Origin of the sequence: Sideroxydans lithotrophicus ES-1, from assembly GCF_000025705.1 — a bacterium.
Taxonomy (GTDB): Bacteria; Pseudomonadota; Gammaproteobacteria; order Burkholderiales; family Gallionellaceae; genus Sideroxyarcus; species Sideroxyarcus lithotrophicus.
This window is the reverse complement of sequence record NC_013959.1, coordinates 2,861,514-2,873,776: the sequence shown is the minus strand read 5'-3', so window position 1 is coordinate 2,873,776 and position 12,263 is coordinate 2,861,514. Positions and strand designations below refer to the sequence as shown.

The following is a 12,263-nucleotide window of genomic DNA, read 5'->3' as shown; positions in this document are numbered from 1 at the left end:
AATGCTGCTTCGCCCCATCTGTCCTCGATACCTGAGAGATTGCAACTTGCGTCGCGTGCCCCTTCGGTGGCCGGTCTAGCCGGCGCTCTCCAGATTTGCCTGTTCCGACTGGTTCTTGTGCCTGAGCGGTTACGGGTGTTGCGCCTTCGGCGGTGCCCCGGGCAATTATCGGCCTGGTGGGCACGCTCTCCCGGTCGGTTTGAACGGCGGACGGATTATACCGGAAGTTTCACTGCGGGTAGAAAAGGAACAAGCGATAACCGGCCGGTTTGAGATCGGTGGTGTCCAGATGCAGCTTGATGTCCAGGTCCCGTTTGGCCGGGAAACCCTGTTTCTCGTCTTCTCCCGCTTTCAGGTAATCCGCAGGCAGGAACACGCGCCGCGCGATGGATTGGTCCTGGATGCTGGTGAGCGTGAGTTCGAGGCTGGGATAGGCCTGGGGGTAGGATGCCTTGTTGTGGACCAGGACGTGCAGGGTGACGATGTTGGCATGATCGGGGTCGGATTCCAGCTCGGACGACTCGATGACGATCAGGTCGGCATTCTGCGGCAGTGTGACGGTGCATTGGAGCAATTCGCAGTAATCCTCGAGCAGTGGCTTGAGGCCCGGCAACTGTGTGCCGATATCGATGCGGTAAAAATAGGCGAATTGCGCGAGCAAGGTCAGCGTCAACAGCAAAGATGCCAGCATTCCCAGCCAGTTGATCTTGCGCGGCGGCATCTCCAGCACTTCGTCGGTAAGTTCTTCGACGAACTGCACTTGCTGTGCCAGGGTGGTCGGTTCCGGCTCGAGCTCGGGCACGTTGGGAATGGGGCTGAGATCGACCTCGTGTGCTGCCAACTCGGGCTCGATGGGCAGGCTGAGCTGGGGGCTGGGTTCGCTGTTGTGCAGGTGCTTGTCTGCGTCGAACACTTCATGGCAATGTCCGCAACGCACCAGGCCCTCATGCGCTTCCAGCTGCGCGTCGGTTACCTTGAAGCGTGTGCCACATTCGGGACATTGCGTGATCGCAGTCATCTTTTCATTCCGGACAAGCAACACCAGCCATCTTCCAATACGGCAGGCGCAAGGTCAAACCATTGTGCATAGATGCGCATCACGTCATCGGCCTGTTCGGCCAGGATGCCGGACAGCACGATGCGTCCGCCGCTCCTGGTGGCGCTGGCCAATAACGGAGCCAATGCGCGCAGCGGATTGGTGAGGATGTTGGCGACGACCACGTCGTGCTGGTCGAGCACTTTGCCTTCCGGCAGGAAGAAGTCTGCGCTTACCTGGTTTGCCGCAGCATTATCGCGGCTGGATTTTACCGCCTGCGCATCGACATCCACACCGACAGCGCTGCCCGCGCCCAGCTTCATGGCGGCGATGGCGAGAATGCCGGAGCCGCAACCGTAATCGAGCACGGTCTCGCCGCCCTTGATGTTTTCGTCCAGCCAGCGCAGGCACAGCCGTGTGGTCGGATGGCTGCCGGTGCCGAAGGCGAGGCCGGGGTCGAGCGCGATGTTGATGGCGGCAGGATCGGCGGGAGTGTGCCAGGTAGGCACGATCCACAGGCGTTGCGAGATGCGGATGGGGTCGAACTGAGCCTGCGTCAGGCGCACCCAGTCGTTTTCTTCCAGCGTTTCGACGCGATGCTCGGGAAGGGCGGCGAGGCCGATGTCATCGCAACTGGCTTGCAGGATGCCTGCAACGTCGGCATCGTTTTCGAACAGTGCGTTGACCAGGTTGTGCTGCCATACAGCGGAAGTGGGTTCGCCGGGTTCGCCGAAGATGGCCTGTTCATCGGGCGTGTCCGCATCCGCATCCAGCATGTCCACGGAGAGCGCGCCGTGCGCCAGTAGCGCCTCGCTCAGCGCTTCAGCATAGTTTGCCTCGGCGCGCACGGACAGCGTAAGCCAGGGCACGCTTACTTGCCTTTCGACTTCTCTGCCAGCTTGTGTTCCAGATAATGGATGCTGGTGCCGCCGCGAACGAATGCTGCATCGTTCATCAACTCCTGATGCAGCGGGATGTTGGTGTTGATGCCTTCGACCACCATCTCCGACAGCGCAGTACGCATGCGGGCGATGGCCTGGTCGCGCGTGTCGCCATAAGCGATGATCTTGCCGATCATGGAATCGTAATGCGGCGGAATGAAATAGTTGTTGTACACATGCGAATCGACGCGGATGCCGGGGCCGCCGGGTACATGCCAGTTGGTGATGCGTCCGGGCGAGGGCACGAAGGTGTAAGGATGCTCGGCGTTGACGCGGCACTCGACGGCATGGCCGCGGAACTGGATGTCCTTCTGGCGGAACGGCAGCTTCTCGCCGGCGGCGATGCGGATCTGCTGCTGTACGATGTCGATGCCGGTGATCATCTCGGTGACCGGATGTTCGACCTGCACGCGTGTGTTCATCTCGATGAAGTAGAACTCGTCGTTCTCGTACAGGAACTCGAAGGTGCCGGCGCCGCGGTAGCCGATCTTGCGGCAGGCTTCCGCACAACGTTCGCCGATCTTGTCGCGCAGTTTGGTGTTCAGATGCGGAGCCGGCGCTTCCTCGATGACTTTCTGGTGGCGGCGCTGCATGGAGCAATCGCGCTCGCCCAGGAACACCGCGTTGCCGTGCTGGTCGGCCAGCACCTGGATCTCGATGTGGCGAGGGTTCTCGAGGAACTTCTCCATGTACACCATGGGGTTGTTGAATGCGGCCTGCGCTTCGGTCTTGGTCATGGTCACCGCGTTGAGCAGAGCGGCTTCGGTGTGCACCACGCGCATGCCGCGTCCGCCGCCGCCGCCCGACGCCTTGATGATGACCGGGTAGCCGATGAATTTGGCGATACGCATGATCTCGGCCGGATCGTCCGGCAGGGCACCGTCCACGCCGGGTACCACGGGTACACCGGCCTTCTTCATGGCGTTCTTGGCGGAAACCTTGTCGCCCATCAGGCGGATGGTCTCGGCGCGCGGACCGATGAACACGAAACCTGATTTTTCACAGCGCTCGGAAAAATCGGCATTTTCGGACAGGAAGCCGTAACCGGGATGGATGGCCTGGGCATCGGTCACTTCCGCGGCGCTGATGATGGCCGGGACATGCAGGTAACTCTGGCTGGAGGGGGCCGGGCCGATACAGACGGACTCGTCCGCCAGCTTCACATACTTGGCTTCGGCATCCGCTTCGGAATGCACCGCGACGGTCTTGATGCCCATTTCGCGGCAGGCGCGCTGGATACGCAGCGCGATCTCGCCTCGATTGGCTATAAGGATCTTTTCAAACATAACGGGTGTCTCCGGCGGTGCGGCTGTTCTGGGCTTGCGCGTAAATACGGCCATGATGATTTAGCCAATGATGAACAGGGGTTGACCGAACCCGACCGGCTGGCCGTTTTGGTTACGGCCGGCGCTTTGCGCCTTAACGTTCCCTTCGTTCACGTTAGTCTCCGCCGAAACGGTCATGGTATTGGTGTAAGTTTTAATCATGATTTCACCCTATGATGAACAATGGTTGACCAAACTCAACCGGCTGGCCGTTTTCCACGAGGATGGCCTTGATCACGCCGGCCTTGTCGGATTCGATCTCGTTCAGCAGCTTCATCGCTTCGATGATGCACAGGGTGTCGCCTGCGTTGACCGATTGACCGATATCCACGAACGCTTTGGCGCCGGGGGACGGGGAACGGTAGAAACTGCCGACCATGGGGGACTTGACCACATGGCCTTCCGGGGCGGCGGGCGCAGCCGGAGCGGCGCTCACAGCAGCAGCCGGGGCGGTTGCCTGCGGGGCGGCGGCATAGAATTGCTGCATGGGAGCGGCAACCGAACTGGAGCGGGAGATGCGCACATGCTCTTCGCCCTCGGTCAGTTCCAGTTCGGCGATGCCCGAGCTTTCAACCAGTTCGATCAGTGTTTTCAGTTTGCGTAGGTCCATTTTTAGCTCCTTACAGAATGTTGTAATGCGAATTGCAATGCGAGTTCATAACCTGTTGCGCCCAGGCCGCTGATGACCCCGACAGCGATGTCGGAGAAATAGGATTCCTTGCGGAACGCCTCGCGGGCGTGGACATTGGAAAGGTGCACTTCAACGAAAGGGATGGCTACCGCCGCCAATGCATCGCGGATCGCGACGCTGGTATGGGTGAACGCTGCCGGATTGATGATGATGAAATCCGTGCCGTCAGTTCGTGCCTGCTGGATCCGGTCTACCAGCGCCGCTTCGGCATTGCTTTGGAGGTGCGCCAGTTTTGCGCCTTTCGTTTCGGCTTGTGCCGACAACTTGGCGTTAATTTCGTCCAATGTGACATGACCATACACTCCCGGCTCGCGTGTGCCGAGCAGGTTCAGATTGGGGCCGTGTAGTACCAGGATGTTCTTCATGGGGAGCGAAGTTTGCCGAAAATAGGTGAGATTGTCCACCGTTTCGATGGAATTACGAAAAAACACCCTGTTTGCAGCGAGTTAGATGCCGCGAAAGAAATAAACCACCAGGACGATGCCCAAGGCTGCGACCAGCACGTTGCTGATGACGCCGAGATCTGTTTGGTAGCCTTCCGGAATCTCGGCGGGCTTGAGGGTGCGAAGCACTTTCCGATGTTGCAGGGTAGAGCTGACGGCGACGAACACGCCGAGCAGAACAAAGGCGATCCCGGTCCAGAAGGATATGCTCCTTTGCAACGGCACGTTGTGTTGCGGCATCAGAATGGAGACGAACAGTCCAAAACGCTCGATGACGAAACCGAATGCCATCAAGGAGAGGCTGGTGCGGTTCCAGGCGAGCAATGTGCGCTCGGCAGCAAAAAGCACCCTTGGGTCGTTCAAATCGGACATCGCGCTCCCTTATTTATATGGGGATATTTAAAGGCCGGTATTTTTCAGAGACTGCAGGAATTGGGGTGCATCCTGATAGCCGGTCACGCGGAAGTCGGACAGTTCCTTGCCAGCCGCATCGAAGAACAGGGTGGCAGGCGGGCCGAAGATCTGGAATCGTTGCAGTAGGGCCTTGTCGTCTGCGTCGTTGGCGGTGACATCGGCTTGCAACAGCACCGCGTTCTTCAATTTCGCCTGCACGGTCGAATCGCTGAAGGTGAAGCGTTCCATCTCCTTGCACGAGACACACCAGTCGGCATAGAAATCCAGCATCACGGTCTGTCCCTTGGCCCGGGTGATGCGCGCATCCAGCCCTGTGATGCCTTTGACCCGCTCGAAGCGCAAAGTGGCAGGCGTTTCAGCACTGGCGTGAACGATGTTGCCAAGCGGACGCAGCATGTCGCGCGCGCCTGACAGCGCACCAATGAGGTAAGCCACGCCGAGCAGGAGGGCGAGTATGCCCATGCCTTTCCCCAGCTTGTTCAATCCATGCGCATTGTGCGGCAGCGGGTCGAGCGCATGCAGGTAGATGGCCGAGAAGATCAGCAAAGCCGCCCATAACATCATCTGTACACTCACGGCGATCACCGGCGAGACGATCCAGATCGCCATTGCCAGCATCAGCACGCCGAAGAAACGCTTGACCGCTTCCATCCAGGCGCCCGCCTTGGGCAACAATGCGCCGGCTGAGGTGCCGATCAGCAGCAGCGGTGCGCCCATGCCCAGCGCTAGCACGAACAGCGCGACGCCGCCCAGCACCGCATCGTGGGTCTGACTTATATATAACAGTGCGCCCGCCAGCGGTGCGGCGACACAGGGTCCCATGATGATGGCAGACAATGCGCCCATGGCGAACACGCCGGAAATATGTCCGCCATGCAGTTTGTTGCTGGTGTCGGACAGCCTGCTTTGCAAGGCAGTGGGCAGTTGCAGTTCATAGAGTCCGAACATGGCCAGCGACAACACGACGAATACGGCGGCGAAGCTGCCCAATACCCATGGCGTTTGCAGCGCATTGGAGATGAGGTTGCCAGAATAGCCTGCCGCCACGCCGGCGATCGCATAGGTGATCGCCATGCCCAGCACATAGGCAAGTGACAGGAAGAAGGCGTGCATATGGGTGATCTTGTGGCCGCGCCCGACGATGATGCCGGACAGGATGGGGATCATCGGGAATACGCAAGGCGTGAGCGAGAGCAGCAGGCCGGCGCCGAAGAAGAACGATACGATCAGCCAGAAGCTGCCGTTCTTGAACAGCTTGGCGATCTGGGTGTTCTCGTTGCCGGGAACGGCCGGCGAAATCGATTCCGGGCCGGCCGCGCTGACAGTCTGCGCAAGCGCGACATTGAACGTCTTTTCAATCGGCGGATAGCACAAGCCGTTGTCGCTGCAGCCCTGATAGCTGGCATTCAACACCAGCGGTTTCGCGGCGTCGGCATTCTCCAGCACAATCTCGGTCTGGAAGGATTGGTGATAGACCTCGAGCGTACCGAAATTAGGATCGTTCTTGGTCTCGCCTTTGGGCAGGGTTACGCTGGCGATCCTGGTTTTGCCGTCGGGGGTGCTGAAGGTGATCTTGTTGCGGTACAGATAATAACTGGGTGTGACATTGAAGCTGGCGATCAGCGTACGCTGGTCGATGGAATGGACCTCCAGCGAGAAGGCCTGGTCTGCCGGCAGGAAGGTCGGCTTCTTGCTGCCGAACGAGAAGATGCTTGCGTGCGCCATGGTCGCGGTGCACAACAACAGTATCAATAGTAAGCGACGTATCATGTTTGCTTCCTGGTTTGGGTTTCTTGTACGACCCAGTTCAAATAATCCGGCCATCCTGCACTGACAGGCAATGCGATGATCTCCGGCACTTCATAAGGATGCAGTTTACGCAGCACGTCCTCCAGCTTAGGATAATTTTCCCGCGTAGTCTTGATCAGCATCGGCACTTCGCTGGCGCGTTCGAGTTTGCCTTGCCACCGATAGACCGAGGTGCATTCGGCCAGCACGTTCACGCAAGCGGCGACGCCGTCTGTGACCAGCGTATCGGCGATGCGTTCCGCAGTCGCGCGATCCGGCAGGTTGGTGATGACCATGACGACTTCAGGTGCACTCATCGCGTCCCCGCCCGCGCGCAGCGCACGCCGAGTTGCAACAGCTCGTCCCATACGTCGCCCTGGCGCAATCCTTTCACCAGCTTGTCGATCTGCGCGGCCTGGCGCAAGGCGCGCTCCGCGAAAAACGGCGTGAAACGGCGCACCGCGCGTTCCACCAGTTTCTGCCGGATACCCCATACCCGCGCATCGCGCAGCGCGCCGGAGAGATTGCCGTTCTGCTGCACCGCGCGCGACACTTTTGCCAGTGTGCGGATGTCTTCCGCCACCGCCCACAGGATCAGCACCGTCGCGGTGCCTTCGGCGCGCAGTCCTTCCAGGATGCGCACGTAGCGCTCCGCATCGCCTGCCAGCATCGCCTCGGAAAGCTTGAACACGTCATAGCGCGCCACATCCATGACCGAATCCTTGACCTGATCGAAGGACAGCGGTCCGACCGGAAACAATAATGCGAGTTTCTGTATCTCCTGGAAAGCCGCCAGCAGATTGCCTTCCACACGCTGCGCCAGGAAGGACAGGGTGTCCGCATCGGCAGACTGCCCCTGCCGTTTCATCCTCGCGGCGATCCATGCAGGCAAAGCGGCGAGCAAAACTTCGTCGGCGCCGATGACGGTGCCGTGCTGTTCCAGCGCGGTGAACCATTTGCTTTTCATCGCTGTGCCATCCAGGCGCGGCAGCGAGATCAGGGTGAGCGTGTCCGGATCCAGGGCCTCGCAATGCTCCTGCAGCGCCTGGGCGCCTTCCACTCCGGGCTTGCCGGAAGGAATGCGCAGGTCGATCACCTTGCGCGAGGAGAACAGCGACATGCTCTGTGCGCTGTTGCACAACTCCGCCCACTTGAAGCCCTGCTCGGCGATCAGCACTTCGCGTTCACTGTAACCCGCCTCGCGCGCGGCGGCGCGGATCGCATCGGCTGCTTCGATGGCAAGCAGCAGGGCCTCGCCGTGGATGACGTACAGCGACCCCAGGCCTTTTGAAAGATGATGCGACAGGTCTTCGGTCGAGATTCTCATTGCGTCTCAAGTTGCGGCTTGGCTCTTAGCAGGCGTCGTATGGTCTGCCCCACGGCATCGCTGCGCATGTCTTTGTAGAGCGTGGCCTCTTCCTGCTGTTTGGCTAGCACTTGCGTATCGTCATAGGGGAAGATGCGCGACAGTGAAATATCGTCTGCCGGCAGCCAGTTTGTCTGTTTGTTGTCATAGGCCCGCAAAGAGATGCGGTAGAACAATTGATATTCCTGTACGCGGCCAGTACCGGATAGCGACATGATCTGCTTGATACTTTGCTCGGAGACGATCTCAAGTACCAGGTCTGCCTGATCGGCGGTCTGCGCCAACGTGATCTTGTTAGTTTTCAAAGCGCGGCGCAGATCGGTGACGAAAGGAGTTTCTGCCGGCACTTTCAAATACAGCGATTTGAAGGCGAACGTGACGTCCTGAATATTGCTGCCGCGCAGATGGAAGCCGCAAGCGGTCAGCGACAGTATCGCGGCAAGCAGCAACAGGCGCATCGCATTCATCATCAGATCACCACGTTGACCAGACGGCCGGGCACGACGATGACCTTCTTCGCCGTTCCGCCTGCCAGTTGTTTTTGCACGGCCTCGTGCGCCAGCGCGAGCTGCTCGATGGCAGCCTTGTCGGCATTCGCAGCCACACGCAGGTTGCCGCGCAATTTGCCGTTCACCTGGATCACCAGCTCGATCTCGTCCTGCACCAGCGCCACTTCCAGCGGTTCCGGCCATTGCGCAGTCAGGATGTCGTCGCCGTAGTCGAGGTCTTTCCACAAGGCATGCGCGATGTGCGGCGTGATCGGCGACAGCAGGCGCAGCAGGATGGACAGCGCTTCGCCCACTACTGTGCGGTTGGTAGCTTCCTTGCCGGATTTCTCCAGCGCGTTGAGCATCTTCATCGCAGCTGAGACCACCGTGTTGAACTGGAAACGCGCGAGGTCATAGTTGGCCTGGCGTAAAGCCAGATGGATTTCGCGGCGCAGGGTCTTGGCGTCATTGGAAAGATTCGCGAGATCGCCAACCTGTTTGCCGATGCCATCGAACTCGGCAGCGAACGCCCACAAACGCTTGAGAAAGCGGTGTGCACCTTCCACACCCGAGTCTGCCCATTCGAGTGTCTGTTCCGGCGGTGCGGCGAACATCATGAACAGACGCGCAGTGTCCGCGCCGTACTGTTCGATCAGTGCCTGCGGGTCGACGCCATTGAGCTTGGACTTGGACATCGTGCCTATGCCTTGATAGTCCACCGCACCGCCGTCTGACAGGCATTTCGCCCCGGTGATGTGTCCGGTTTCGTCCTTTATGGGTTCCACCTCGTCGGGCGCGAAATAGCGGATGCCGCCCTTGTCTGTCTTGCGTGAATAGATATGGTTGAGCACCATGCCCTGCGTCAGCAGGTTGGCGAACGGCTCATCGTAATTCACCAGCTTGAGGTCGCGCATCACCTTGCTCCAGAAGCGCGAATACAGCAGGTGCAAGATCGCATGCTCGATGCCACCGATGTACTGGTCCACTGGCATCCATTGGTTGGTCTCGCTGTCGACCATCGCGTCTTTCTTGAAGCCGCTGGCGTAACGTGCGTAGTACCAGGAGGAGTCCACGAAGGTGTCCATGGTATCGGTCTCGCGCTTCGCGGGTTTACCGCATTTGGGGCAGGTGCAATTCAAAAAGTCGGCGCGCTTGAGCAGCGGATTGCCGGAACCGTCCGGCACGCAATCCTCGGGCAGCACCACCGGCAACTGGTCGTCCGGCACCGGTACTGAACCGCAGGTATCGCAGTGGATGATGGGGATTGGGCAGCCCCAGTAACGCTGGCGCGACACGCCCCAGTCGCGCAGGCGCCATTGCACTTGCTTGTCGCCGAGGTCCTTGGCTTTGAGGTCGGCGGCGATGGCATCTACGGCCTGCTGGTAGTTCATGCCATCATATTTGCCGGAATTGACACACACGCCCTGTTCCTTGTCGGCGTACCACTCCTGCCATGCATCGGTGGAGAAGGCCTTTCCTGCAACGCTGATGCTTTGCTTGATAGTCAGCTTGTACTTCTTTGCGAACCCGAAATCGCGCTCATCATGCGCCGGCACGGCCATCACCGCACCTTCGCCGTATCCCATCAGCACGTAGTTGCCGACCCAGACCGCTACCTGTTCACCAGTGAGCGGATGGGTGACCTTGAGGCCCGTGTCCACACCTTCCTTCTCCATGGTGGCCATGTCAGCCTCCATCACCGAGGTGTGCTTGCACTTCTCGACGAAGGCGGCGACGTCCTTGTTGCTCTTCGCGGCATGCGCGGCAAGCGGGTGCTCGGCGGCGACGGCGACGAAGGTGACGCCCATGATGGTGTCAGCGCGCGTGGTATAGACCCACAGTTTGCCTTCGTTGATGGGAACACCTTGTGCGCGAATGTCATGCGGGAAGGCGAAGCGCACGCCGTGGCTCTTGCCTATCCAGTTGGCCTGCATGGTCTTCACACGCTCGGGCCAGCCCGGCAGTTTGTCGAGGTCGGCCAGCAGCTCTTCCGCGTACTGGGTGATGCCGAAGTAGTAGCCGGGGATCTCGCGCTTCTCCACCAGCGCGCCGGTGCGCCAGCCGCGGCCATCGATCACCTGCTCGTTGGCCAGCACGGTCTGGTCCACCGGATCCCAGTTCACCACCTGTGTCTTCTTGTAGGCGATGCCCTTTTCCAGCATGCGCAGGAACAGCCACTGGTTCCATTTGTAATAGTCCGGCTGGCAGGTGGCGATCTCGCGCGTCCAGTCTATGCCCAGCCCCAGCGACTGCAGCTGCTTCTTCATGTAGGCGATGTTGTCGTAGGTCCACTTGGCAGGCGGCACCTTGTTCTGGATGGCTGCGTTCTCGGCGGGCAGGCCGAAGGCGTCCCAGCCCATGGGTTGCAGCACGCTGTAGCCGCGCATCTTGTGCCAGCGCGTGAGTACGTCGCCTATCGTGTAGTTGCGCACATGGCCCATGTGCAGCTTGCCGGAAGGATAGGGGAACATGGACAGGCAGTAATACTTGGGCTTGCCGGATTCCTGCACGGCGCGGAAGGTCTGCTGTTGGTCCCAATGTTGCTGGGCGGAGGCTTCGATGTCTTTGGGCGAGTAGTTTTGTTGCATGATGAACGTAGTTTTATGGGTGCTGAGCGAAAATAGGCCGACATTATATCGGGAAGGCGCTCCTTGAAGTGGTCCGTTAACAGCGCGTTAGCCGCAACGTGGGGGTTCTGCTAGAATCGCCGTCCAAAAATTTTATTCATATCGTTCAGGAGAGTGGATTATGTCCAGCAAGTACCCAGTTATTGCCGTCACCGGCTCGTCCGGCGCAGGCACGACCACCGTCAAGCGCGCGTTTGAGAACATCTTCCGCCGTGAAAAGATCAGTGCTGCCGTCGTCGAAGGCGACAGCCTGCACAGTCTGGACCGCATGGCGTTCCGCGCCGCCGCCGCCGAAGCGGGCAAGAACGGCAATCCGTCGTTCAGCCATTTCGGTCCGGAAGCCAACCACTTCGACAAGATCGAAGAGATGTTCAAGACCTATGGCGAAACCGGCATGTGCAAACGCCGCTACTACGTGCATAGCGATGTCGAAGCGGACGAACACAACAAGCATTTCAAGCTGACCGACCTCAAGCCCGGCGTATTCACGCCGTGGGAAGACATCGAAAAAGACACCGACCTGCTGTTCTACGAAGGATTGCACGGCCTGGTCAAAGACGAAGCCAAGGGTACTGATGCAGCCAGATACGTCGATCTGGGCATCGGCGTTGTGCCGGTGGTCAACCTCGAGTGGATCCAGAAGATCCATCGCGACAAGGCCGAGCGCGGCTATTCCGCTGAAGCGACCGTGGATACCATCCTGCGCCGCATGCCGGACTACATCAAGTACATCACCCCGCAGTTCTCGCGCACCCACATCAACTTCCAGCGCGTGGCCACGGTGGACACTTCCAACCCTTTCATCGCCCGCGACATCCCGACGCCGGATGAAAGCTTCGTGGTCATCCGCTTCCGCGATCCCAAAGGCGTGGATTTCCCTTACATGCTCAACATGATCCCGAACTCGTTCATGTCCCGCGCCAACACCCTGGTGGTGCCCGGCGGCAAGATGAGCCATTCGATGGAGATCATCCTTGCTCCGATCATGCACGACATGATCCAGAACAAGAAGAAGTAAGCGATGCGGCAGGCCGGATTCGATCCGGCAGCAACAGCACGGGGAAGCGGCAACGCTTCCCCGTTTTGTTTGCGGCGGAGTTCCGCAAATTGCGTTAGCCCTGCCGCTGCGCCAAAATGAACCCAT

Annotated in this window: 13 protein-coding genes and 1 riboswitch; of the genes, 1 reads left to right on the top strand and 12 read right to left on the bottom strand. The window is 59.5% G+C overall.

Features of this window, described 5'->3' with window-relative positions:
- Window positions 1-8: 8 nt before the first annotated feature.
- Window positions 9-103: riboswitch (glycine riboswitch) on the bottom strand.
- A 126-nt stretch (window positions 104-229) separates the two neighbouring features.
- From SLIT_RS14265 to leuS, 12 genes are all read right to left on the bottom strand, one after another.
- Window positions 230-1,018, bottom strand: coding sequence for a DUF3426 domain-containing protein (locus tag SLIT_RS14265; RefSeq protein ID WP_013030979.1), 789 nt, complete (start codon window positions 1,016-1,018; stop codon window positions 230-232).
- Window positions 1,015-1,905, bottom strand: coding sequence for a 50S ribosomal protein L11 methyltransferase (gene prmA, locus SLIT_RS14260; protein WP_013030978.1), 891 nt, complete (start codon window positions 1,903-1,905; stop codon window positions 1,015-1,017). The genes SLIT_RS14265 and prmA overlap by 4 nt, the downstream gene beginning before the upstream one ends.
- Before the next feature lie 2 nt (window positions 1,906-1,907).
- A complete protein-coding gene (gene accC / locus SLIT_RS14255) occupies window positions 1,908-3,263 on the bottom strand; it encodes an acetyl-CoA carboxylase biotin carboxylase subunit (RefSeq protein ID WP_013030977.1) in 1,356 nt (451 codons plus the stop codon).
- A 60-nt stretch (window positions 3,264-3,323) separates the two neighbouring features.
- The gene (locus SLIT_RS16160; RefSeq protein WP_013030976.1) at window positions 3,324-3,464 is read right to left on the bottom strand and encodes a hypothetical protein; all 141 of its coding nucleotides are present in this window, start codon (window positions 3,462-3,464) and stop codon (window positions 3,324-3,326) included.
- 4 nt (window positions 3,465-3,468) lie between these two features.
- Window positions 3,469-3,912 carry an acetyl-CoA carboxylase biotin carboxyl carrier protein gene (gene accB, locus SLIT_RS14250; protein ID WP_013030975.1) on the bottom strand — a complete coding sequence of 148 codons (444 nt, stop codon included), beginning with the start codon at window positions 3,910-3,912 and terminating at the stop codon, window positions 3,469-3,471.
- A gap of 2 nt (window positions 3,913-3,914) precedes the next feature.
- Complete coding sequence (aroQ, locus tag SLIT_RS14245) at window positions 3,915-4,358, bottom strand: type II 3-dehydroquinate dehydratase (RefSeq protein WP_013030974.1); 444 nt, start codon at window positions 4,356-4,358, stop codon at window positions 3,915-3,917.
- A gap of 81 nt (window positions 4,359-4,439) precedes the next feature.
- Complete coding sequence (locus tag SLIT_RS14240; protein ID WP_013030973.1) at window positions 4,440-4,808, bottom strand: YidH family protein; 369 nt, start codon at window positions 4,806-4,808, stop codon at window positions 4,440-4,442.
- Window positions 4,809-4,835: 27 nt separating this feature from the next.
- Window positions 4,836-6,620: a protein-disulfide reductase DsbD gene (gene dsbD / locus SLIT_RS14235; protein WP_013030972.1), complete on the bottom strand. Its 1,785-nt coding sequence runs from the start codon at window positions 6,618-6,620 to the stop codon at window positions 4,836-4,838.
- On the bottom strand, window positions 6,617-6,955 hold the full coding sequence (gene cutA, locus SLIT_RS14230; protein WP_013030971.1) for a divalent-cation tolerance protein CutA: 339 nt from the start codon (window positions 6,953-6,955) through the stop codon (window positions 6,617-6,619). The genes dsbD and cutA overlap by 4 nt, the downstream gene beginning before the upstream one ends.
- Window positions 6,952-7,965 carry a DNA polymerase III subunit delta gene (gene holA, locus SLIT_RS14225; protein ID WP_013030970.1) on the bottom strand — a complete coding sequence of 338 codons (1,014 nt, stop codon included), beginning with the start codon at window positions 7,963-7,965 and terminating at the stop codon, window positions 6,952-6,954. The genes cutA and holA overlap by 4 nt, the downstream gene beginning before the upstream one ends.
- Complete coding sequence (locus SLIT_RS14220) at window positions 7,962-8,474, bottom strand: LPS-assembly lipoprotein LptE (protein ID WP_013030969.1); 513 nt, start codon at window positions 8,472-8,474, stop codon at window positions 7,962-7,964. The genes holA and SLIT_RS14220 overlap by 4 nt, the downstream gene beginning before the upstream one ends.
- Window positions 8,474-11,080, bottom strand: coding sequence for a leucine--tRNA ligase (leuS, locus tag SLIT_RS14215; protein WP_013030968.1), 2,607 nt, complete (start codon window positions 11,078-11,080; stop codon window positions 8,474-8,476). Before leuS ends, SLIT_RS14220 begins: the two co-directional genes overlap by 1 nt.
- A gap of 160 nt (window positions 11,081-11,240) precedes the next feature.
- On the opposite strand from leuS, the gene SLIT_RS14210 reads away from it, so the two are divergent.
- Window positions 11,241-12,137, top strand: a complete 897-nt coding sequence (locus SLIT_RS14210) for a phosphoribulokinase (protein ID WP_013030967.1) — start codon at window positions 11,241-11,243, stop codon at window positions 12,135-12,137.
- Window positions 12,138-12,263 lie beyond the last annotated feature (126 nt).